The organism is Nocardia sp. NBC_00565 (genome assembly GCF_036345915.1).
Classification (GTDB): Bacteria; Actinomycetota; Actinomycetes; order Mycobacteriales; family Mycobacteriaceae; genus Nocardia.
Map to the genome: position 1 here is coordinate 4,230,744 of NZ_CP107785.1, position 22,601 is coordinate 4,253,344.

General features: G+C 67.6%; 20 protein-coding genes. 13 read left to right on the top strand and 7 right to left on the bottom strand.

What is annotated here, in order from left to right; translation table 11 throughout:
* Positions 1 to 24 precede the first annotated feature (24 nt).
* The gene (locus OG874_RS20265; protein ID WP_330256686.1) at positions 25 to 789 is read left to right on the top strand and encodes an ABC transporter permease subunit; all 765 of its coding nucleotides are present in this window, start codon (positions 25 to 27) and stop codon (positions 787 to 789) included.
* 74 nt (positions 790 to 863) lie between these two features.
* Positions 864 to 1,355 (top strand): GbsR/MarR family transcriptional regulator, encoded by a 492-nt coding sequence (locus tag OG874_RS20270; protein ID WP_330256687.1) that lies wholly within the window; start codon positions 864 to 866, stop codon positions 1,353 to 1,355.
* Between the two features lie 39 nt (positions 1,356 to 1,394).
* Here the strand turns inward: OG874_RS20270 and OG874_RS20275 are convergent, their stop codons facing one another.
* Together OG874_RS20275 and zapE are read right to left on the bottom strand one after the other, a co-directional pair.
* Positions 1,395 to 2,189: a tyrosine-protein phosphatase gene (locus OG874_RS20275; RefSeq protein WP_330256688.1), complete on the bottom strand. Its 795-nt coding sequence runs from the start codon at positions 2,187 to 2,189 to the stop codon at positions 1,395 to 1,397.
* Between the two features lie 152 nt (positions 2,190 to 2,341).
* On the bottom strand, positions 2,342 to 3,358 hold the full coding sequence (gene zapE / locus OG874_RS20280; protein WP_330256689.1) for a cell division protein ZapE: 1,017 nt from the start codon (positions 3,356 to 3,358) through the stop codon (positions 2,342 to 2,344).
* 35 nt (positions 3,359 to 3,393) lie between these two features.
* On the opposite strand from zapE, the gene OG874_RS20285 reads away from it, so the two are divergent.
* The 4 genes from OG874_RS20285 to msrB all read left to right on the top strand — a co-directional run bounded on the left by OG874_RS20285 (position 3,394) and on the right by msrB (position 8,042).
* Positions 3,394 to 4,155 (top strand): pyrimidine reductase family protein, encoded by a 762-nt coding sequence (locus OG874_RS20285; protein ID WP_330256690.1) that lies wholly within the window; start codon positions 3,394 to 3,396, stop codon positions 4,153 to 4,155.
* Positions 4,156 to 4,300: 145 nt separating this feature from the next.
* Positions 4,301 to 5,857: an alpha/beta hydrolase gene (locus OG874_RS20290; RefSeq protein WP_330256691.1), complete on the top strand. Its 1,557-nt coding sequence runs from the start codon at positions 4,301 to 4,303 to the stop codon at positions 5,855 to 5,857.
* Positions 5,858 to 6,025: 168 nt separating this feature from the next.
* On the top strand, positions 6,026 to 7,381 hold the full coding sequence (locus OG874_RS20295; RefSeq protein WP_330256692.1) for a glycosyltransferase family 87 protein: 1,356 nt from the start codon (positions 6,026 to 6,028) through the stop codon (positions 7,379 to 7,381).
* Between the two features lie 217 nt (positions 7,382 to 7,598).
* Positions 7,599 to 8,042 carry a peptide-methionine (R)-S-oxide reductase MsrB gene (gene msrB, locus OG874_RS20300; protein ID WP_330256693.1) on the top strand — a complete coding sequence of 148 codons (444 nt, stop codon included), beginning with the start codon at positions 7,599 to 7,601 and terminating at the stop codon, positions 8,040 to 8,042.
* Positions 8,043 to 8,498: 456 nt separating this feature from the next.
* Here msrB and hemQ read toward each other — a convergent pair whose 3' ends face one another.
* From hemQ to hemE, 4 genes are all read right to left on the bottom strand, one after another.
* Positions 8,499 to 9,194 carry a hydrogen peroxide-dependent heme synthase gene (hemQ, locus tag OG874_RS20305; protein ID WP_330256694.1) on the bottom strand — a complete coding sequence of 232 codons (696 nt, stop codon included), beginning with the start codon at positions 9,192 to 9,194 and terminating at the stop codon, positions 8,499 to 8,501.
* A gap of 531 nt (positions 9,195 to 9,725) precedes the next feature.
* Positions 9,726 to 11,087: a protoporphyrinogen oxidase gene (locus OG874_RS20310; RefSeq protein ID WP_330256695.1), complete on the bottom strand. Its 1,362-nt coding sequence runs from the start codon at positions 11,085 to 11,087 to the stop codon at positions 9,726 to 9,728.
* 341 nt (positions 11,088 to 11,428) lie between these two features.
* A complete protein-coding gene (locus OG874_RS20315) occupies positions 11,429 to 12,010 on the bottom strand; it encodes a uridine kinase family protein (protein ID WP_330256696.1) in 582 nt (193 codons plus the stop codon).
* A gap of 19 nt (positions 12,011 to 12,029) precedes the next feature.
* The gene (gene hemE, locus OG874_RS20320; protein WP_330257352.1) at positions 12,030 to 13,094 is read right to left on the bottom strand and encodes a uroporphyrinogen decarboxylase; all 1,065 of its coding nucleotides are present in this window, start codon (positions 13,092 to 13,094) and stop codon (positions 12,030 to 12,032) included.
* A 131-nt stretch (positions 13,095 to 13,225) separates the two neighbouring features.
* Here hemE and OG874_RS20325 point away from each other — a divergent pair, with 131 nt between their 5' ends.
* From OG874_RS20325 to OG874_RS20335, 3 genes are all read left to right on the top strand, one after another.
* The gene (locus tag OG874_RS20325; protein ID WP_330256697.1) at positions 13,226 to 13,864 is read left to right on the top strand and encodes a DUF3000 domain-containing protein; all 639 of its coding nucleotides are present in this window, start codon (positions 13,226 to 13,228) and stop codon (positions 13,862 to 13,864) included.
* 22 nt (positions 13,865 to 13,886) lie between these two features.
* Positions 13,887 to 15,164, top strand: coding sequence for an HRDC domain-containing protein (locus OG874_RS20330; RefSeq protein WP_330256698.1), 1,278 nt, complete (start codon positions 13,887 to 13,889; stop codon positions 15,162 to 15,164).
* Positions 15,165 to 15,228: 64 nt separating this feature from the next.
* The gene (locus OG874_RS20335; protein WP_330256699.1) at positions 15,229 to 15,507 is read left to right on the top strand and encodes a CGNR zinc finger domain-containing protein; all 279 of its coding nucleotides are present in this window, start codon (positions 15,229 to 15,231) and stop codon (positions 15,505 to 15,507) included.
* Positions 15,508 to 15,714: 207 nt separating this feature from the next.
* On the opposite strand, the gene dxs is transcribed toward OG874_RS20335, so the two are convergent.
* Positions 15,715 to 17,610: a 1-deoxy-D-xylulose-5-phosphate synthase gene (gene dxs, locus OG874_RS20340; RefSeq protein ID WP_330256700.1), complete on the bottom strand. Its 1,896-nt coding sequence runs from the start codon at positions 17,608 to 17,610 to the stop codon at positions 15,715 to 15,717.
* Positions 17,611 to 17,812: 202 nt separating this feature from the next.
* On the opposite strand from dxs, the gene glsA reads away from it, so the two are divergent.
* From glsA to OG874_RS20360, 4 genes are all read left to right on the top strand, one after another.
* Positions 17,813 to 19,678 (top strand): glutaminase A, encoded by a 1,866-nt coding sequence (gene glsA, locus OG874_RS20345; RefSeq protein ID WP_442943368.1) that lies wholly within the window; start codon positions 17,813 to 17,815, stop codon positions 19,676 to 19,678.
* 133 nt (positions 19,679 to 19,811) lie between these two features.
* Entirely contained in the window at positions 19,812 to 20,504 is a 693-nt protein-coding gene (locus tag OG874_RS20350; RefSeq protein WP_330256701.1) for an SIMPL domain-containing protein, read from the top strand.
* Between the two features lie 70 nt (positions 20,505 to 20,574).
* Positions 20,575 to 21,378: an enoyl-CoA hydratase gene (locus OG874_RS20355; protein WP_330256702.1), complete on the top strand. Its 804-nt coding sequence runs from the start codon at positions 20,575 to 20,577 to the stop codon at positions 21,376 to 21,378.
* Between the two features lie 298 nt (positions 21,379 to 21,676).
* Positions 21,677 to 22,558, top strand: a complete 882-nt coding sequence (locus OG874_RS20360; protein ID WP_330256703.1) for a CPBP family intramembrane glutamic endopeptidase — start codon at positions 21,677 to 21,679, stop codon at positions 22,556 to 22,558.
* The last annotated feature ends 43 nt before the right edge of the window (positions 22,559 to 22,601 follow it).

Genomic DNA, 22,601 nt, shown 5'->3' on the forward strand with positions numbered 1-22,601 from the left:
ACTTATTGCACAGGAGAATTCGTCATGACTCGCTCGGTCTTCACCCAGACGTTGAAGGAACAGCGGCGCGGCCTGATCAGCTGGTCCATCGGCTTCGTCGTCGTCCCGATGATGTACCTGCCGTCCTACCAGTCGCTGAAGGAGCAGGGGTCGCTCGATATCAAGCAGAACACAATGTACGAGGCCATGGGCGTCAGTAATTTCGCCAGCGCCAGCGGCTATCTGAACGCCACGGTGTACTCGCTGATGGGCCTGCTGCTGATGCTGATCTTCGCCGTCACCTTCGCCGGCCGGTCGGTGGCGCAGGAGGAGAACGGGACGCTGGATCTGTTGCTGGCCCAGCCGGTCGACCGAATCACCCTGCTACTGCAGCGGTTCGCGGCGCTGACGGTGCAGATCACTGTCGCCACAGCGGTTCTCACCTCGGGTGTCCTGATCGGCGCGGACCAGGGTGGGCTGGACGTGCCCACCGGCAACATCCTGGCCGCGAGCGCCGGGCTGGGACTGCTGTCGCTGGTTGTCGGCACCATCACGCTGCTGGTCGGCGCGGGCACCGGAAAGCGTTCGCTGACACTGGGATCGGCCTCGCTGGTCGCGGTGGCCGGGTATCTGGCCAACAACCTGGGCGGTGATCTGGTCCGCAAGCTGTCGCCCTTCTATTGGGCCAACGGCGGCGCACCGCTCGTGACCGGCTGGAACGGCATGCATTTGGTGGTGCTGGCCGCGGTGGCCGCCGCTGCCCTGGCACTGGCGCTGGGTGCCTTCGACCGCAGGGATCTAGCGGTCTGAGCCAACCGCACGGGGCGGGCCGACACGGTCCGCCCCGTTTACCGCTATCCGCACCGTGAAGGGATACTCGTCCGATGGGCACCACCGAAAACGGCCAGGACACCGCGCCGAACGCGGACCAGTTGGCATTCGTGGAGGATTTCGCGCTCATACTCGAACGGATGGGGCTGGTCCGGATGACGGGCCGGGCCGCGGGGTGGCTGCTGGTCTGCGATCCGCCGGAGCAGACGTTCGGTCAGATCGCCGATGCGCTACAGGCGTCGAAGGGGTCCATCTCCACCGCGTTGAAGACGTTGGTCACGATGCGGTGGGTGGACAAGATCTCCAAGCCGGGCGATCGCAAGGACTACTACTCGATCCGGCCCGGAATCCTGCCGGAGCTGACCCGTCAGCAGAGCGGGATGTACACCGATCTGACCAATATGACCTCGCGCGGACTCGCACTGTTCGACGACCCGAACGGGCCGGACGCCGCACGGGTTCGGGATATGCACGACTTCTTCGTGTGGATGGGCAAGGAGCTGCCCGCCTTGATCGATCGGTGGTACGCGGAGCACGGTTCCTGACCGGCCCAGTTTGGGCACCACCGCTGCGTGAACGCCGAATCAGGCGAGCATCTTCGCCTTCAGCGCGGCAACATCATCGGCCGATAGCTGCAGACCGTCGCGGACGTAGTTGTCGAAGCTGCCGTAGGTCTGGTTCGCCTGATCGAACGCGGCATCCAGCCACGCCGTCGAAACGCCGTTGAGCGGATCGTTCGGGTTGGCGTTGCGGTACTGGTTGGACAGCAGGTAGTCCTGCGTCACGGTGTCGCGGTCCACGCCGAGGATGGTCAGCAGGACCGCGGAGGTCCAGCCGGTGCGGTCCTTGCCCGCGGTGCAGTGATAAAGCACCGCACCGTCTTTCGTGTCGATGATGTCGCGCAGCACCGAGGTGAATGCCTCGTTCGCGCCGGGCGCGGTGATGAACGCACGATAGAGGTCGTTGCCGCCGGTGAGGGTGGTGATCAGGGTCTGTGGCGGCGCCTGGCCGATCACATCGTCCACCTGCGCAGTGGCGCCCGGCGGAATCCGGTCCGGGCCGAGCGTGCGCTCGTAGACCGTGCGCAGGTCGTCGACGAAGCGGATGTCGCGCCGGCTCAGCTCGGCGAGGTCGGCCAGGGTCGCGTTGTTGAGCTGACCGGTGCGATACACGAGTCCGGTGCGGATCCAGCGCCCGTCGGTGGTGCGGTAGCCGCCCGCGTCCCGACCGTTCTGGACGCCCTGCAGGTTCAGCGAACGATCGACGGTGGTGTCGGCGACGCTCACCGGGTCGGCGAGGGCGACGCCCGCGACCGGCGCGAAGGCCACGGTGAGCCCGGCGGCCAGTGCCACCGGAACACGCATCGAACGATGAACCATGACAGTGCTCCAATCAACGGTCTGCACAACTAGCCCCGGTCTCACACCACCAAGTGAAACATAAATGGGTCAACCGACCATGTCGCCTACCGGTACGGATGGGGAACGAGACCTCCGTCGGGTTGGCGGCACGCGAGCTCCGTCGTCGAGCTCTACGCCGGAACCTCGAACCGCGACAGCGCCAGCAGACGCGAAATCGCGCGCAGGTACTTCTTCCGATACCCGCCACCGAGCATCTCCTGCGAGAAGATCTCGTCCAGCTTGGCGCCGGATACGGTGACCGGAACACTCGCGTCGTACAGGCGGTCGGCGAGCACGACGATCCGCAGTGCCACCGCCTGATCGGTCACCGTGTGCACATTCGAGATGAACACCGACGACACTCCGGAGATCAGCGCACCGTACTTGGACGGATGCAGCGTGCTCAGATGCTTCAGCAGCGCGTCGAACTCGTCGAGCGCGGAACCCGGTGTGGCGGCGGCCCGTTCGGTGAGCAGCTCCGGTGAGGTCGGCTCCGGCGCGGGCGGCAGATCGCGGTGCCGGTAGTCGGGACCGTCGACGCGCACGGCCTCGAAGATCGAGCCGAGCTTCTTGATCTCGCGCATGAAGTCCTGTGCGGCGAAGCGGCCCTCACCGAGCTGACCGGGCAGCGTATTCGAGGTCGCCGCGATGGACACCCCGCGCGCGGAGAGCTCGGTCAACAGGCGCGACACCAGCATCGTGTCGCCCGGATCGTCGAGCTCGAATTCGTCGATGCACAGCACGCTGTTCGCGGACAGCCGCTCGACCGCGTTGTTGAAGCCGAGTGCGCCGACGAGATTGGTGACCTCACCGAAGGTGCCGAAGGACTTCGGCGCGGGCGAACTGTGGAAGATCGAAGCGAGCAGGTGGGTCTTGCCGACGCCGAACCCGCCGTCGAGGTAGAGCCCGGCGCCGCTGATCGACTTCTTCTTGCCGAACAGGCCCTTCTTGTTGACCGCGTGGTTGATCTTGGCGACCTGCCCCGCGAAATCCTCGGCCTTGCCGACCGCGGCCGCCTGGCTCGGCTCCTTCGGGTCCGGGATATAGGAGGCGAAACTGACCTCGTCGAACATGGGCGGGGGCACCATCTGGGCGACCAATCGGTCCGCCGGAACCTCCGGATGGCGATCGACAAGGCGTTCTTGCATGGACGCAGCCTAGTGACGTGGTGTGATCTTCCTTTATGCAGCGTATCCACAATGCGATCCAGCTCACAGGACTGAACCGCGAGGACCTCGCCGAGTTGTACGCCTACCCCACCCAACTCCAGGCGCCTTGGGTCCGCGCCAATTTCGTGTCCAGCATCGATGGGTCGGCCACCAGCGGCGATGTCTCCGAAGGACTCGGCACACCCGCCGACAAGACCGTTTTCATGATGTTGCGCGAGTTGGCCGACGTGATCGTGATCGGCGCGGGCACCGCGCGCGCGGAGAACTACGGCGGCGCTCGGACCGATCCACGACTGCGGCGCGCGTTGTACGACCGCGGCATCGGCGGTCATCGCGATGGTGCCCCGCCGCCGATCGCGGTGGTCACCGCGAGCGCCGCGCTCGAGCCCGGCGCGCGGCTGTTCACCGATACCGAGGTCGCGCCGCTGGTCATCACGACCGCGACCGCGCCGCAGGATCGCAAACAGCAACTCGCCGATGCGGGCGCGCAGGTGATCGCGGCGGGCGGCGTCGCGGTCACGCCGGAGGGATTGCTGCGCGCACTGGCCGATCTCGGATTGCATCGGGTGCTGTGCGAGGGCGGGCCGCATCTGTTCGGTGAGCTGCTCGAGGCCGACGCGGTCGACGAGCTGTGCGTCACCACCGCGCCGGTGCTCGTCGGGGGTACGGCACGACGAATTTCGCTGTCCGCGCACGAGTTTCGGACGTCTATGATGCGCGCACACATCCTGCTGGATGACGACGGGACCGTCCTCACCCGTTGGACCCGCCGGTGACTCGTGCGGCACGGTCCGCTGGGCACGATGCTCGGTGACGGCTGTGGCCGGCTCGGCCCCGCGGCACACCTGTTCGGGGCGGCTTCGCCGGGCAACGTACGCCTGCTTTGTGAAACCGGCGTCCGAACCTGGCAGGCTGTAACGCATGCGCTGGACTCGGGCCGTCGTGCTGGCCTCGACACTCTCGATCATGATCGCCGGATGCGGTGCGGGACCCTCCGATCGCCCCGGCGTCGCCGTCGAGCGCGCGCCGCAGGGCGGGGCGCGCCCGAATCCGACCACGGTCACCACGCCGCCGCCCGACGCGGGTGTCCCCAAAACCGATCTGACCTGGCACGATTGCACGGCGCCGACCCTGGACCTACTCGGCCTCGGACCGGCACCGTCCGGACTGGTCCTGGACTGCGCCGAATACACGACGCCGATCGATTCGACCGGTGGTGTGCTCGGCAACTTCCGCACCGGCGCGATGCGGGCCAGGCTGGCGCAGACCCCGACCGATGTCGCGCCGCTGGTCATCACCTCCGGCGCGGACCGGTCCTCCAGCGCGACGCTGGCCGGGCTCGCCGTCGGCGCGGGCAACGGACTACTGGCCAGCCGCCCGATCGTCGCGGTGGACCGGCGCGGCCTGGGCACCTCACAGCCGATCGACTGCCTGCCCATCGACGTGCGCCGCAACCTGGCCGACAACGGCCAATTCGGGCCGGGAGCAAGCGATCCCGTCGAAGCGGTGACCGGGTACAGCCAGGACGGCACCATCGCCTGCCGCGATTTCCTGCAGCCCTACGAGGGCACCTTCGACGCGCCGCACGCCGCCGACGACATCGAGCAGTTGCGCAAGCAGTGGCAGGTCGACCGGATCGACCTGCTCGGTTCGGGCAACGGCGCGAAGGTCGCGCTCAGTTACGCGCGCAAGTTCGGCGACCACCTGGCGCGACTGGTCCTGGATTCGCCGGAGGCCGTCGGCACCGACGCGGTGACCCGCACCGAGCAGCGCGTCCAGGGCGCGGAAGCGGCGGTGACCGCATTCGCTCAGCGCTGCACCGGAATCGGCTGCTCACTCGGTGCGGACCCGCGCGCCGCGATCATCGCTCTGGTGCAGAAGGCGGGCAGCGGCGGACTCGGCGACATCTCCGCGAACGCACTGCTGACCGCGCTGTCGGGCTTCCTCGCCAGTCCGCGCGACCAGTCCGCGCACATCGCCGAACTCGCCGACGCGCTGTCGGCGGCCGGGCGCGGTGATCGCGGCCCGCTCGGGAATCTGATCCTGCGTGAATCCGCCGCCACCGCGGCCGATGGTCAGTTCGTCAATCGATGCACCGATAATCAGCTGCCGCCGAGCCCGACCAAGGCCAAGGAGCTCGCGGACACCTGGGGCCAGAAGTATCCGGTATTCGGCAGGTCCGCCGCGATCGGCATGATGGCATGCGTCGCGTGGCCGGTCAGTGCCGCGCCGCCGCTGCCGGACAAGCTGGACCTGCCGGTTCTCGTCCTCGGCGCGGCCGCGGATCCGCTGGTCGGCGACGGCGGCCAGGCCTCGGTCACCGGTTCGCTCGGCGCCGCGGGCGCGCGCAAGGCATCGATCGCCTGGCAGGGGTGGGGGCATCCGGTTTTCGCCCATTCCGGTTGTGCGCAACAGGCTCTCGTCGATTATCTGAAGGAGGCCAAGCTTCCCGCCGACGGCACCGCGTGCCCGGCCTGAGCGAGCGAAGCGAGCGCACAAAGAAACAGCCACTTAGGGGAAATGGCGAAGCCGAGCGACAGCGAGGCGCAGTCATGATCCCCTAGATGTGTGGAGTGATCCCCTAACCTCGGCGCGCCGGGTAGGTCCCGGCAACCGTCGCGAACGGATCCGGTGTACCGTGCCCCAGTGTTACTTCGACAGCTCGAGCCTCGCACTGCTCGCACCACCGCCGAGGTGATCAAGTTCGCACTCTGGCCGCTCGCGGTCATGACTGTGCTCAACCGGGTCTTCATCAAGGCCGTCAACGGGTTCATCACCGATGACTTCAAACCGGTCTACAACGCGTCACTGGCCTTCCTCAACCACCGGCCGGTGTACACCGCGAACTACGACCTGGTCGACCCGCACTACTTGTACCCACCGAGCGGCACCCTGCTGATCGCACCACTGGCGCTGATCGACCCGGAGAAATCGCGCTGGTGCTTCATCCTGCTGAATGCCGCCGCCATCATCCTGGCCTGGTATCTGCTGCTCAAGCTGTTCAAGTTCACGGTGTCCTCGGTGGCCGCGCCGATCGTGCTGTTCGCCATGTTCAGCTCGGAAACCGTCATCAACACACTGGTGTTCACCAATGTGAACGGATGCGTGCTGCTGGCCGAAGTGGCGTTCATCATGCTGCTGCTCGCGCGGCGCGATCTCTGGGCCGGTGCGGTATTGGGTTTGAGCATTGCGGTGAAACCGACGCTCGCGCCACTGGTGCTGATCGCGGCGGCGCGCGGGCAGTGGAAGGTCTTCTACACCGCGCTCGGCGTTCCGCTGGCGCTGATCGCCATCGCCTGGCCTATGTCGGCCGATCCGGACAAGTTCTTCACCAGGACCGCGCGCTACCTGGCCGACCCGCGCGACTACTTCAACAGCGCGATCGTCGGCAACGCCGCCTACTACGGGCTGCCGCTGTGGTTGACCTGGGGCATTCGCATCGTGATGGGCGTGCTGGTCGCCATCTCGCTGTGGCTGCTGTACCGCTACTACCGTCACGATGACCTGTTCTTCGTGACGACCGCCTGCGGCGTGTTGATGACCGCCGAATTCCTGCTCAACTCGCTCGGACAGATGTACTACTCGATGATGCTGTTCCCGCTGCTGATGTCGGTGGTGCTGCGCAATTCGGTCATGCGCAACTGGCCGGCCTGGCTGGCGGTGTTCGGGTTCATGTCCTACGACAAGTGGCTCTCCGACCGCTGGCAGGGGCTCGGCCGGAACCTGGAGTACCTGCGCATCACCTTCGGCTGGGGGCTGCTGCTCATCGTCATCGCATGCGTGCTCGTCGACCGGTATCTGGCGGCGCGGCGCGAAGGTCGGCTGCCGTTCGGACTCGATCCGGAGTGGATGCGGTCCGCGCCGGATTCGCGGGGTGCGGCCGAGGAAGCGCTCGCGGTCGAAACGGTCTCCACTGCGTTGGAGAGCGATACCGATGACCTGGGCGTGAACGGCAGGGCGGCCGAATTGCGGGGCGAACCGCAGGCGAGCGCGCTCAAGTAGCGACTGGTGCGCCGGAATCGGAGTTCCGGCACCAGATCGAGTAGACGCGGACGGGGCGATCCGAGGGCAGTTCCGACCGCTGGAGGGCGCGCCAGCAGCAACTCGGCGAGCGGGCCGAGCCAAGCTGTAGGTCCAGCCGGGCAGCCGAACCACGGGTAGACGCGGCGGAGGGGCAGGGTGTGCGGCGCCGACGCCGAAAACCTATTAGCGTGGAGCAATGAGTTCCGACGCCGACACGTCCCTACCCGCGCCGCGGATCCAGCTCACCCCACAGGAGTGGAAGGCCAAGCTGAATCCGGAAGAGTACGCGGTGCTGCGACAGGCCGCGACCGAACGTCCGTTCACCGGTGAGTACACCGACACCAAGACCGAAGGCGTCTATGTGTGTCGCGCGTGCGGCGCCGAGTTGTTCCGCAGCACCGAGAAATTCGACTCGCATTGCGGTTGGCCGTCGTTCTTCGATCCGGCGGAGTCCGCGGCGGTGATCCTGCGCGACGATGACAGCCTCGGCAGCCATCGGGTCGAAGTGCTGTGCACGAATTGCCACAGCCACCTCGGCCACGTCTTCGAGGGCGAGGGATACAACACGCCCACTGATAAGCGCTATTGCATCAACTCCATCGCCCTGCAGCTGCACCCCTCGGGCAGTGCAGCGGAATAATCGACTGCGGCGCTGAGCGAAAGATACAGACCGACCGGCCCGTTGCGCATGCCCCGAAATGCTGGGGCATGCGCAAACGGTCAGTAATTGCAGTGCTGACTGCACAGCGGCAGGTCGACGAAGACGCGGCAGATCAGGGCGTGACCGTTCCGCCACGCCGAGCCCACCCCCAACCCTTTATCGGCCTTCGCACCCCTGTAGGCCCTATTGGGGGCGGATTCAGGCAGTGGTTGCCCCCGAATCTGCCCGGGTGCCCCGATCGAGGGTACGAGTGCATCCATCAGCCCTACCGGACAAGCTGCCGGAACCGACATACCCACCAGCCCCATCAGGGGTGCGAATGATCCGGCGTGCCGCCGGAGTCGAGGTGAGCGCTACTGCGGCCGAGTGTTGGTGCGGCAAGTACCGGGGCTGGGCCCGAGCGCGAGGGCAGCACCAGGGCGGGCCTTGTTCGGGTCAGGGCAGAGCGGCGATGAGGTTTTCGATCTCGACGCGGGGGCCGGTGAAGAACGGAATCTCTTCGCGGACGTGCAGTCGGGCTTCGGTGGCGCGCAGGTCGCGCATCAGGTCGACGATGCGGTGCAGTTCCGGGGCCTCGAAGGCGAGGATCCACTCGTAGTCGCCGAGCGCGAAGGAGCTGACCGTATTGGCGCGCACGTCCGGGTAGCCGCGCGCGGCCTTACCGTGGTCGGCGAGCATCTTGCGACGCTCCTCGTCGGGCAGCAGGTACCACTCGTAGGAGCGCACGAACGGGTAGACGCAGATGTAGTTACCCGGATCCTCGCCGGCCAGGAACGCCGGAATGTGGCTCTTGTTGAATTCGGCGGGCCGATGCAGCGCCACATTGCTCCAGACCGGGGCGCTGGCCCGGCCGAGTTCGGTGGTGCGCCGGAAGTCCGCGTACGCCGCCTGCAGATCCTCGACCCGCTCGGCATGCGACCAGATCATGAAGTCGGCGTCGGCGCGCATCCCCGCCACGTCGTAGATGCCGCGCACCACGATGTCGCGCTCGGCCAGCCCGTCGAAGAACGCGCGCGCCTCCTTGATCGCGGCCTCGCGGTCGTCCCCCAGCACACCCGGTTGCACCTGGAACACCGAGAACATCAGATAGCGGATGGTGGAATTGAGTGCTTGATAGTCGAGTCGCGCCATGATTCCTATCGTGCCACTGCAGTGCGTCGAAGTATCCGCGTGGGCCGGTCCCGCCGCAGGCACCGGTCGAAGTGCACGCAGCAGTCTCCCGCGCGCAACATGGCTGATGCCTCGTCATCGTCCGAACATGTCTGCTACACCGCAGTCCCGACGCACCCAGGCGGTTGACGCGCTATCGGAACCGCATGGGCAGATCCGCCGCAGGCACCGGTCCGAGCACCCGCAACCCCTCCGGCGTGCAATTGGCTGGTGCCTCATCGTCGCCCGAACATGTCTGCTGCGCCGCAGTCCCGACGCGTCAATATGGCTAGCGTGTCGTCACACCGAGCAGTCGCACAGCCGCCAGTCGGTCAGGCGAACCGCCGGATGCACTGCTCGCGCACGCGGCATACAGTCGGGTGTGCACCGGATTCGGCTGCCGGCGCCATGGATACCGGCGGCGGGCACGTCGACGTTCGACAGGTCGAGCCCGCCGCAGCTGGCTCGCTTTTGCGTTCCCGACGACAACTTACGTCGCGGCACAGAGGGGAATCAGCGGGTGGTGGTTCGGGTCAGAGCGGTGGCGATGCGGTGGGCGGCGGTGGTGCCGGAGGCGATGCAGGCGGGGACGCCGACGCCGTGGAGGTAGGCGCCCGCGATGGCGAGGCCGTCGAAATTGGCTGTGGCCGATTCGATTTCGGCGATTCGTTCGTTGTGGCCAGGAGCGTACTGGGCGAGGCCGCCGGGCCAGCGCTGGACCAGTGCGGCGGTCGGTTCGATGGTAGCGCCGGTGACCGTGGCGAGGTCTTCGGTGGCGGCAGTGATCAGTTCGGCGTCGGACCAGTGCTGGGTGGAGTCGTCACCGAATTTGCCGAATGAGGCTCGGACCGCTGCGGTTTCGCGCTCGGCCAGGTGGGTCCACTTGCGGCTGGACAGGGTGAATGCCTTGGCGCGCAAGGATTCTCCGGTTGCTACCAGGATGCCCGAGTTCTGGGGCAGCGCGGTATCGCGTGGCAAGCCGAGAGCCACAACGACGGACGAGGACAGCTCGATGCCCGCGGCGGCCGACGCGGCCGCGGAAGCGAAGGGGCGCAGCAGGTTTGCGGTGACAGGCGCGGGGGTGGCGAGCACCACCGCGTCCACCGCGCCGATCGGCTCGAGTATCCAGCCGTGGCTCGCGCGGGAAAGATGGGTGGCCGAGGTTGTGGTGACGAACTCCGCGCGGGACTTCGCGGCCAGCGCGTCCAGCAGCACTCGATACCCGTCGCGCAGGCCGCCGAAGACGGGCGCGTTCGAGGGCGGGGGCATGGCGGCGACGACCGCATGGGTGAGGCTGGGCGCACCATCGTCGAGCGCCGCGGCCAGGGTCGGCAACGCGGCGCGCACGCCGATGGAGCGCGAACTGCCCGCGTAGACGCCACCCAGCAGCGGATCGACACTGCGCTCGGCGACCTGCGCGCCGAATCGGTCGGCGACCAAGCTGTAGACGTCGATATCGGCATCTGGATACCAGGCCAGCGGCCGCCGGGACTCCGCGTCGATCCGCTCGAGCGTCTCGGTGTCGACCAACCCGCGCATCGACTCGGCATCCGATGGCACGCCCATCAGGGTGCGTTCCGGCAACGGATGCGCACTCCCCTGCGACCACACCAGCGGACGCAACCCCGCCGGAACCACCAATTGCGACTCGAGCCCGAGTTCACGTAGCAGCTCCGGCACCTCCGGCCGCCGCCCGACGAATGCCTCCGCCCCGAGATCCAAAGGCTCCCCGGCCAATTCACCGGTATAGAGAATCCCACCCAGCCGCGCGGCCCGATCAATGACAACGATGTCAGCGTCCGCGCCCAGCAACCCTCGCAACCGGTACGCCGCGACAAGCCCGCTGATCCCGCCCCCGACAACCGCGATTCTCATGCCTCCGACCGTATCCCGCCCCTGAATCCACCCGCCCACGCCCTCGGTTCGATGAGCCGAATCTCACGCCAACTGCGCCGACCACGGAAATGGTCCGCGCACCCGGCCGCTGCTACTGCAGAGCCGCGACGCGCTGACGACATACGAAAGGGGCCCGGCGATGGCCCCAAGCGCTCGGCACACCCACAGCCGCCCTGCTACCGGGGCGCTCGCCGAGGGCGAGATGACGCTGAACCGTGCGCACTGCGTCCCGGTCCCCGTCGCCGGTGCACTCGCGCAGATTCGCGCCGGACGTTCCCACGGGGCGATACCAGGGCCGAACTCGCCGCAGGCGCAATTCGTCAAGCCTCGCGGGACACGGCTGGGTCCTGGCCATCGACGACGAGGTCCACATGCGCGCGGGTGTTGTCGGCGGTGAAGTGGGCGTCCTCGGCTGCCATCCATTGCTCCCACAGCGGCAATGTGTGGGCCCCGTCGCGGGCGAGACCGCGCGCCAAGCGGATCGCGCGCGGCGTATCGATCCACACCGCCAGCGACAGGCGATCACGGACAGCGGCCCGCGCTGCGGAGACGCCTTCCAGCACGAGCACTCCTCCGGGCGCGACATCGTGCCATTCGGCCAACGCATGCTGGTCCCAGTCGTAGCGCTGATATCGACCGGGGCGGCCGTGGGCGATCGGCTCGAGCACCTGCTGCTCGAGCCGAGGCCACCAGGGGAGCTCGTTGTTCCCGTCCGCGAAGTCGTCGGTGTGCACTACCCGGGCATCGCAGAGAACAGCCAAAGACGCCGCGAACGTGGACTTTCCGGCCCCGGCGGGCCCGTCCACCGCCACCAGCCGTGTCGAACCCAAACGCGGTGCACTCGCAACCGCCCGGGCGGCGATCTCCGCCACTGCGACCGCTGCCTCGATGCGCCTGCTCAACAGACCTGCCGACGCACTGTCAGAGCTCGTGCACGAGCTGCACCAACGCGGTCAGCACCCCCGGATCGGTATCCGGCAGCACCCCATGTCCGAGGTTGAAGATATGGCCGGCGGCACCCATCGTGATCGCCTCGTCTGCCTCGTGCGCGATGCGCCGCGCCTCGGCCTCGACCGCGGCGGATCCGGCGAACAGCACCGCGGGATCCAGATTGCCCTGCAACGCTTTTCCCGGTCCCACCCGACGCACCGCCTCGGTCAGCGGCACCCGCCAGTCGACGCCGACCACATCGGCGCCCGCCTCCCCCATCGCCCCGAGCAGCTCCCCGGTCCCGACACCGAAGTGGATGCGCGGCACACCGGCATCGGCGACCTCCGCGAACACTCGCTCCGAATGCGGCAGCACGAACTCGCGGTAGTCGGCCAGCGACAGCGCACCGGCCCAGGAATCGAACAACTGCACCGCATCGACTCCGGCGGCCAGCTGCGCCTGCAGGAACGCGATGGTGATATCGGTGAGCACGCCGAGCAGTTCGTGCCAGGTCGTCGGGTCGGCGTGCATCATCGCCTTGGTGCGCTCGTGGTTCTTACTCGGACCGCCCTCGACCAGGTACGACGCGAGCGTGAACGGCGCACCCGCGAAGCCGATCAGCGGTATCTGGCCGAGCGCGTCGGTCAGCAGCTTCACCCCGTCGGTCACCGCGCCCACCTCTTCCGGACGCAGCCGCGGCAGCGCGCGCACATCCGCGATGGTGCGCACCGGTGACGCGACCACCGGTCCGACACCGGCGACGATATCGAGATCGATGCCCGCGGCCTTCAACGGAACGACGATGTCGGAGAACAAGATCGCCGCGTCGACACCGTGGCGCCGGATCGGCTGCATGGTGATCTCGCACACCAGCTCCGGATCGAAGCACGACTCGAGCATCCCGACGCCCTTGCGCAGTTCGCGGTACTCGGGCAGCGACCGGCCGGCTTGACGCATGAACCAGACCGGCCGACGAGTGGGTTCGGCGCCGGTGGCAGCGGCGAGGAACGGGGCATCGGTCAACCGGCGGCGGGTGTAAGTGCTCATCACCGCCATCGTATGCGGGCCCGTGACCCGCCCACGCTCGGCCGGGTGGCGGGTCACGGAAGTACTACGTTCGCCCGGTCGGAGCGGGCACCCGGCGCGCCTCCGACTGCGTCGGGCACGCAAGGTCTACCGTCGCCTTCGTGACACCGCTCGACTTCCGCGACGGAGCCGCACCGACCGAAGGACCCAACGGCGAGCCAGCTCAATTTCGCGCCGCGGTCGATGCGATGGGCACCGCAACCGTGCACCCTCGAATCGAGCTGGCACCGATCCGCCCCCCGCAACGCCTAGCGCCCTATTCATACGCATTGGGCGCGGAAGTCAAACACCCCGAAACCCCTGTGGTGCCGGTCGATTCCGAGGGCGACGCATTCGGCAGGCTGATCCTGCTGCACGATCCCGATGGTGATGACGCCTGGCACGGGGTATTCCGATTGGTCGCCTACATCCAGGCCGATATCGATGCCGCGCTGGCCACCGACCCGCTGCTGCCAGAGGTCGCCTGGAGTTGGCTGGTCGACGCGCTCGAATTCCGCGGCGAACCGTTCACCGCCCTCGGCGGCACCGTCACCTCCACCAGCTCGGTGCGCTACGGCGATATCGCCGGACCGCCGCGCGCGCACCAATTGGAGCTGCGCGCATCCTGGACCGCGATGACCGGCGAGATGCGTCCGCACGTGGAAGGATTCTGCGAAGTGCTCGCTTATGCGGCCGGTTTGCCGCCCGCGGGAATAACTCATCTACGTCCGGAGTCGTATACCAGCAACGACCACACCTGATCGCCACGTAAAGTTCAGGTTTATGCCGGTAGCAGACGAGTCCGAACAAGGCAACACAGCGGAAGACAGCACAGCGGAACCCCTGCTCGTGCCCGCCGAAGGTGTGCCCCCTGTGCTCGTCACCGCCGCCGAGGTCGCCGCTGCCGCGACGCGCATCGCGGCGGGTACCGGTCCGCTGGCCGTCGATGCCGAACGCGCTTCCGGTTTCCGGTACTCGGCGCGCGCTTATCTGATCCAGTTGCGGCGGGCGGGCGCTGGGAGCTTCCTCGTCGATCCGATTCCGGTCGCCGACGCGCTCGCACCCCTGGCCGCCGCGATCAACGACCTGGAGTGGGTGCTGCATTCGGCGGACCAGGATCTGCCCGGTCTCGCCGAACTCGGCCTGCGGCCCGCGCGCCTGTTCGACACCGAATTGGGCGGCAGGCTGGCCGGTTTCGAGCGCGTCGGCCTGGCGGCGATGGTGGAGCGACTGCTCGGCCGGGCGCTGCGCAAGGGCCATGGTGCGGCCGACTGGTCCACTCGGCCGCTGCCCGACGACTGGCTGAACTACGCGGCGCTCGATGTCGAGTTGCTGCTCGAACTGCGCGACGAAGTCGCCACTTCGCTCGAGGCGCAGCACAAGACCGATTGGGCCGCACAGGAATTCGAGCACGTCCGGATCACCGAGCCGGGTGCGCCGAAGGCCGACCGGTGGCGGCGCACCTCCGGTATCCACACCCTGCGCCGCGCCCGCCAGCTGGCAATCGTGCGCGAACTGTGGAACGCAAGGGACAATCTCGCCCGCACCCGCGACGTCGCCCCCGCCCGCATCCTGCCGGACGCGGCCATCATCGCCGCCGCGAACGCCGAACCGCGCACCATCGCCCAACTGCGCGCACTACCGGTCTTCGGCGGACCGCGCCAACGCCGCTACTCCCGCGACTGGCTCGCTGCCGTCGACCGCGGCCGCACCCTGCCCGACACCGAACTCCCGCCCCTGACCCAGCCCTTCGACGGCCCGCCACCGGTGAACCGCTGGGAACGCCGCGACCCCGCCGCCGCCGCGCGATTGGCTCGCGCCCGGGCCGCGATGGGCGAATTGTCCACCGAACACGCGATTCCGGTGGAAAACCTCCTGTCCCCCGACCTGGTCCGCCGATTGTGCTGGGACGGACTCCCGGACTACGACCGGATAGGCGATCCAGCAGACCTGTTGGCCGCCATCGACGGATTCCTGAAGTCCGGCGGCGCCCGCCCCTGGCAGCGCGAGCTTGCCGTTCCTCGCCTGGCAGCCGCCCTCACGCCGACTCCAGACCCGTAGGAGGCCCGCTCAGCCACCGGAAACGTGGGTGCGCGCGACGTCGAGGCGAACGGCGGTTCTCCAGGTGCTCACGCTCGACTCGACGGCCAATCCGATTCCACGGACGGCCGACGGGGCGGCACCCCGACGAACCTGTCGATCACGCCCTGGCCACTCTGTTGGCCGACGTCGCCACCGCCGTCGCCGCAGCAGCTGGCCACGCCTCAAAACCTGCCGCGAACCCAGCTGCCGCTGGGCGTTCTTCGACCACTCCCGCAATCACGGCCGAACCTGGTGCTCCATGGACGTCTGCGGCAACCGCGTCAAGGTCCGCGCGTCCCACCGACGTAACGCCACGCGATAGTCTCCGCACCTGGAATCCGGCCTCGAACCGAAATCGAGCGCAGAATACAACCACTCGGCTGACACCAACCGCTCAACGACAGCATCATCGGCGACCCGAATCCGATGCAGCCCCTTAGCCGATCCGACGCCTCGACCTGCCGGCCCGACCCACGGTCCAGCGTGGCCGAAGACCCCACCGCCCCGGCACCGGAGCGACGGGCGCCGATCAGCGCTCGAGCCAGCCGGAGATGCGGCGAGCGATGTCGGGAGCGGTGAGCCCCAACTCCTCGTGCACCTGGTTACGGGACGCGTGATCCAGGAAGTGTTGCGGCACACCGAGATCCCGGGTGGGCACATCGAGTCCAGCGGTACGCAGGCGCGCGGAGACAGTGGATCCGATACCGCCGTGCAGCCCGCCGTCTTCCAAAGTGACTACGAGGCGGTAGTTTTCGGCGAGTTTGACGATGGTGTCCGAAACCGGCAGCACCCACCGCGGATCGATGACCGTGACCGAAATGCCTTCCGGCTCCAGCAGATCCGCGACTGCGACGGCCGTCGCGGCGAAGGGGCCAACGGCCACCATCAGCACATCACCGCGCTGCGCTTGCGCGGAGCCGCCCTCACGCTCGGGCAGGCGCAGGACATCGACACCGTCGAGCCGCTCGACCGCCGAAATATCCTCGGCGACACTGCCCTTCGGGAACCGAATAGCGGTGGGACCATCGCTCACCGCCAGCGCCTCCGCCAATTCCTCGCGCAGCGTTGCCGCATCGCGCGGAGCCGCCACTCGAATACCGGGAATGATCCCGAGCACCGACAGATCCCACATGCCGTTGTGCGAGGCGCCGTCGGGACCGGTGATTCCAGCGCGGTCGAGCACCACCGTCACCGGCTGCTTCAACAGCGCGACATCCATGAGCAACTGGTCGAAGGCGCGGTTCAGGAACGTCGAGTAGATCGCCACCACCGGATGCATACCGCCGAGCGCGAGCCCGGCCGCCGACGCCATCGCATGCTGTTCGGCGATGCCGACATCGAACATCCGCTCCGGGAACCGCTCCCCGAACGCCGCGAGTCCGGTCGGCCCCGGCATGGCCGCGGTGATCGCGACGATATCGTCGCGCTTCTCCGCGTGCGCGATCAGCTCTTCGGAGAACACCGACGTCCAGCCGAGCGCCTTCGGTCCACCGAGCGGGCGGCCGGTGAGCGGGTCGATCGGATCGCAGGCGTGCATCTGGTCGGCGACGTGGTTCTCGGCGTGCGCATAGCCGCGGCCCTTCTGCGTCACCACATGCACCAGCACCGGCCCGCCGAAGTCCTTCGCCCGGCGCAGCGCCGCTTCCAATGCGACGGTGTCGTGGCCGTTCACCGGACCGACGTACTTCATCCCGAGGTCGCTGAACAGCTCCTGCGGGCTCACCGCGTCCTTTATCCCGGCCTTCACCGCGTGCACCATCGAATACGCGGATTCGCCGACGCGCGGGATGCTCTTGAGGATCCGCTTGCCCGCGTCCAGCGCGTGCTCGTAGGCGGGCTGGGTGCGCAGCGCGGTCAACCGGTCGGCGAGGCCGCCGATGGTCGGCGCGTAGGAGCGGCCGTTGTCGTTGACCACCACGACGACCGGACGGTCCGGCGCGGCGGCGATGTTGTTGAGCGCCTCCCAGCACATACCGCCGGTGAGCGCGCCGTCGCCGACGACGGCGACCACATGCCGATTCTGACCGGTGAGCGCAAATGCCTTCGCCAGGCCGTCGGCGTAGGACAGCGAGGCCGAGGCGTGCGAGGACTCGACCCAGTCGTGGGCACTCTCGGAGCGGCTCGGGTAACCGGATAGCCCGCCCTGCGTACGCAGCGTGTCGAACTGGTCCTTGCGGCCGGTGAGGATCTTGTGCACGTAGGCCTGGTGCCCGGTGTCGAAGATCAACGGATCGGCCGGCGAGTCGAAGATCCGGTGCAGTGCGATGGTCAGCTCGACAACACCGAGATTGGGGCCGAGGTGCCCGCCGGTGACGGCGACCTTCCGCACCAGGAACTCGCGAATCTCCTCCGCCAGCTCACCCAACTCGGCAACAGTAAGCCGTCGCAAGTCTTCGGGCGTATCCACCCGGGAAAGCACTCCCACCTGAACTCGCTCCCTCCGGATAGCGCATCTGATCCGATCAGTCTACGGAGCCGCACCAGTAGCCCAGCACGACAATCACCCACCACCAGCCGACTTCGTGCGGAAGTGTGAGGCTCCACACGAATCGCCGGCCTATTCCCGGACACGCTCGGGCGGACGAGTGCGGCGACCGCACATACGTTACCCAGCCTAGAGTGGTCGTGTGGCCCTGCCCGAGCAGAAGGTTCCGCAAGCGGTAGATCCCGGCGTCGTGGCACGCATCCTCGCCGATGTCTACGACCTGTGCCGCGCCGACGATTCCGGGGAACTCGCCGACTACATTCCCGAACTGGCTGCGGTGCAACCGGACTCGTTCGGGCTGTGCCTGGCCACCGCGGACGGGCGAGTCTACGGTGCAGGCGAGATCGCCACGACGTTCACCATCCAGTCGATCTCCAAACCCTTCACCTACGCACTCGCACTGGCCGATCGGGGCATCGAGACGGTCGCCGAGCACATCGATGTCGAACCCTCCGGCGACGCGTTCAACGAGATCAGCTTGGACCCGGTGACCGAGCGCCCGCGCAATCCGATGATCAACGCGGGGGCCATCACCGCGGCCTCACTGATCATCGGCCGCGATCCGGCCGACCGATTCGAACGCATCCGGCGCTGCTATTCCCGCTTCGCCGGGCGCGCGCTCACCATGAACGAGGCGGTCTTCACCTCCGAGGCGCGCACCGGTTTTCGCAATCGCGCCATCGGCTACATGCTGCGCTCGTTCGGCATCATCGAATCCGATCCGGACGAGGCGGTCGAGCGCTACTTCCGGCAGTGCTCGATCGACGTCACCTGCCGCGACCTCGCGCTGATGGCGGCGACGCTGGCCAACAACGGGCTCAACCCGCTGACCCGCGAACGCGCGTTGAGCGCCGCGCTGACCGAACGCGTGCTCAGCGTGATGACCACCTGCGGCATGTACAACGCCGCGGGCGACTGGGTGACCACCGTCGGCCTGCCTGCCAAGAGCGGTGTCGGCGGCGGCATTCTGGCCGTGCTGCCCGGCCAGGTCGGCATCGCCGTCTACTCTCCTCGGCTGGATCCGCACGGCAACAGCGTGCGCGGTGTCGCCGCCTGCCGTGCGCTGTCGCAGCGCCTCGAATTGCACTTCCTGCACGTCACCCGGTCCGCACGGACCGCGATCCGGGCTGCCTACTCGGTGGCCGAGGTGCCATCGCGACTGCAGCGCACCACCGACGAGATGGCCGTGCTCAGTGCACACGGACATCGTGCCCGGGTCTACGAACTGCACGGTGACCTGTTGTTCTCGGGTGCCGAACGCGCGGTACGCGCGATCGAGGAACAGTCGCGCGAGCTCGAGGCCCTGGTCGTTGACCTGCGCCGGGTCGGTGAGGTGAGCGCGATCGCGGTGCGAATGATCGACGCGTTGCAGCAGGAACTCGCCGCTGCGGGCTGCCGCGTCGCCATCGTCGACCCCGACAGCAAATTGGGCCACCTGGTCTCCAGCCTGAATCCGGCCGACCCACGCGGCCTGGTGTTCATCGACCGTGACACCGCCGCCGAATGGTGCGAGAACATCGTCCTCGAGCACCACCGTCCCCCTGACGAACCGGCGTGTACCGCACTGCCGATCGAGGACCATCCCGCGCTGGCCGCACTCGCGCCCGACGACCGCGCCCGCCTGGCAAAGGATTTCGAGGTGCGCACCATCGCCCGCGGCGAGGTGATCGCCGAGCGCGGCAGCGAACGTTCCGGGTTGTATCTGATCCTCGAGGGCCGAGTCCGAATCATCTTCGAAGGCGCGGACGCTCGCACCCACCGGCTCGTATCGCTTTCGGCCGGAAGGTCGTTCGGCGAGATCCCGATGCTCGTCGGCACCCCGTTCGTGAACGAGGCCAGGGCCGAAAGCGCCGTCCGCGTGGCGGTATTGCGCCCGGAGCGGTTCGACGTGCTCACTCGGCAAGCGCCCGAGCTCAAGCTCGCGCTGCTGGAACGTCTGGCCGCCGGCGCGTACGCCCAGATGGACGCCGCGGTCCGCGCGATCGCGGTGCGTGGCGGCGACTATTGAGCAGCGCGAATGTCCGGCGATACCAGCCACGCTCTTGCCGCACGCGGCTCGACCGAACCGGTGCACGCCGGGATGTTCGCGCGTTACCGATCGTTCAGTAGGTGAAAACGATCCGACGAATCAGGAGAGCGCCGTGAGCAAGAAGAATTCCGATGACACCGTCGCCGCCTCGGGTACGGTCACCACCTTCGGGTACGGCACCGCCCGCGCCACCCCGGATCTGATGCGCGTCACGATCTCCATCGAAACCCGAGCCAGCAAGGTTGCCCTCGCCTACGGGCAGGCCGGTGAACGCGTCGCGGCCGTCACCAGCTCGCTGCGATCCGACGGCGTGCCCGGTCCCGATATCGCCACCAGCGGCCTGTCGGTGCGCACCGAAACCGTCTGGCTCGAGGGCGGCGGCTCCAAGATCACCGGCTACCTCGCGAGCACCGACCTCACCGTCATCTTGCGCGATATCGGCGAAACCGCTGATCCCGGCCCCGCCACGATCATCGCCAACTGTGTCGACGCGGGCGGTGACGATGTCCGCCTCGGCGGTCTCAATCTCAGCTTCGCCGACCAGGAGTCACTGCTGGCCCGGGCCCGCGACGCCGCATGGGACAACGCCCTGGCCAAGGCCGAGCAGTATGCGGGGCGCGCCCGGCGCACCCTCGGCCCGGTCATCGAGATCACCGAGAACACCGCCTCCGCACCGCCTGCCACGCCCCGGCTCATGGCGGTGTCGGCCCCGATGAACGAGGCCTACGGCGCCGCTCCGGTCCCGGTAGAACTCGGCGAATCGGAAATCTCGGCCACCCTGCGCGCCACCTGGCACCTCGCCTGATTCACTTCGACCTAACGCTTGCTTGGGTATAGTGGGGACTCGGTGTGAACATGGCTGGATAGGGGTTCGTATGTCGTTCGTGCTCATCGATAAACCGCGACCGCAAGTCGCGCTGGTCACGCTCAATCGGCCGGAACGGATGAACGCGATGGCCTTCGACGTGATGATTCCGCTGCGCGAGGCGCTGGAGGAGGTCAGCGCCGATAACGAGGTGCGCGTCGTCGTGCTGACCGGCGCGGGCGAGGGCTTCTGCTCCGGCGCGGACCTGCAGAGTGCGGGCAAGATTCCCCATACCGAGGGACTGACCAAGACCAGCGTCGCGCGGCGCTCGATGGATCTGCTCAACGACGTCATGATCACCCTGCGGCGGATGAACCAACCGGTGATCGGCGCGATCAACGGCGCCGCCATCGGCGGCGGCTTCTGTCTCAGCGTCGCCACCGATATCCGAATCGCGGGCGAGGAAGCCTACTTTCGCGCCGCGGGGATCAACAATGGCCTCACCTCAGCGGAATTGGGCATCAGCTATCTGCTGCCGCGCGCCATCGGCGCCTCGCGCGCCTTCGAAATCATGTTGTCCGGTCGGGATATCGACGCGGTCGAGGCCGAGCGCATCGGCCTGGTCTCGCGCACCGTCCCCACCGCAAAACTCCTCGACACCTGCTACGACCTGGCCGAACGGATCATCAGCTTCAGCCGGGTCGGCACCGAACTGACCAAGCGCATGCTGTGGAGCGGCATGGAGGCCGGCGGCTTCGAATCCCATATGCAGCACGAGGGCATGTCACAGCTCTACGTCCGCCTCACCACCGAGAATTTCGACGAGGCGATCCGCGCGCGCCGCGATCGTCGCCCACCGGTCTACGAGGACTAGCCGACGAGGAAGACCAGCGGATTGCCCGCGGCATCGCCGATATGAAAAGCGGCGGCCGCCCGGAATCTCCGCGGGGTCGGCCCAGGTGACGGGGTAGCTCGCGGCAGTCTCCGGACAAGCCACCTGCACATGATGGATTACCCGGCCATCGTGCCATCCTGGGGATCCGCGGGCACGATATGCGCTCGGCTTCGCTGATCGAGGGAACCGGACGACCGGTGTGCGCGTCTGAGTAGGTAAGCGCCACACTGTATTCCCGACCAAGGGTGGGGCAGCTGTCTCGATCTAAGGAAGTCGAATGATCGCTCGGCGCAACGATTTCGTCCTCTTCACCGTCGTCGCGTTCGTACTGGCCTGGGTCGCCGGATCCGGGCCGTGGATCGATGGGCATGGCCTGGAGTCGGCACTGTGGCTGCATTCGGGGGCCTTGCTGATGATGCTGACTCCGACACTCGGGGTGCTCGCGGTGTGGCGCTTGCGCGAGCGGTCCTGGCGCGAGTTCGTCCGCGAAATCGGTCTGACGCTGGGCGAACGGCCTCGGCGGACGGTGGCGCTCATCGCGGCCGCCTGGCTCGGCGCACCGCTGTTCCTGCTGGTGGGGTTCGGCCTGAGCGCCGTATTCGGTTGGTACTCCTTCGAATTCGGCCGGGCCGAACTCGTCGTCGTAGTGCTGCTCGACAGCCTGACGGTCAACGCCCTCAGCACGGTCGTCTTCGCCCTCGGCGAGGAGATCGGTTGGCGCGGTTGGCTGTTGCCGCAGCTCGCGCGGCGCTTCGGTCTCGCGAGCGGGCTACTCATCACCGGCGTGATCTGGGCGCTCTGGCACGCACCGCTGACGCTGCTCGGCTACAACTACCCGAACCTCGGCCGTTGGGCCGCACTGGCTTTCATCGGATTCTGCGTCCCGTTCGGCGCGATCCTCGGCTGGCTCCGACTGAGCGCCAACAGCGTCTGGCCGTGCACTGTCGCCCACGCCTCGCTCAATGCCGCCGTTATCCCCTTCAGTCTCTTCGAATCCCCTGTGCACCAGTCAAATCCGCTCCTGACCGGCTTCGGCCTCACCGGCTGGGCCATCCTGGCCGCCATCGCGGCCGCACTGTTCACCTGTTTCCCGCTGCGCTCGCCCAGCCGCCGCGCTCGGATCATTGCGACAGACCATCCGCAGCCATTACTGGGATGATTGCCGCAGCGTAGGCACAGCCGTGCGGATTCCCCGGCTCGCT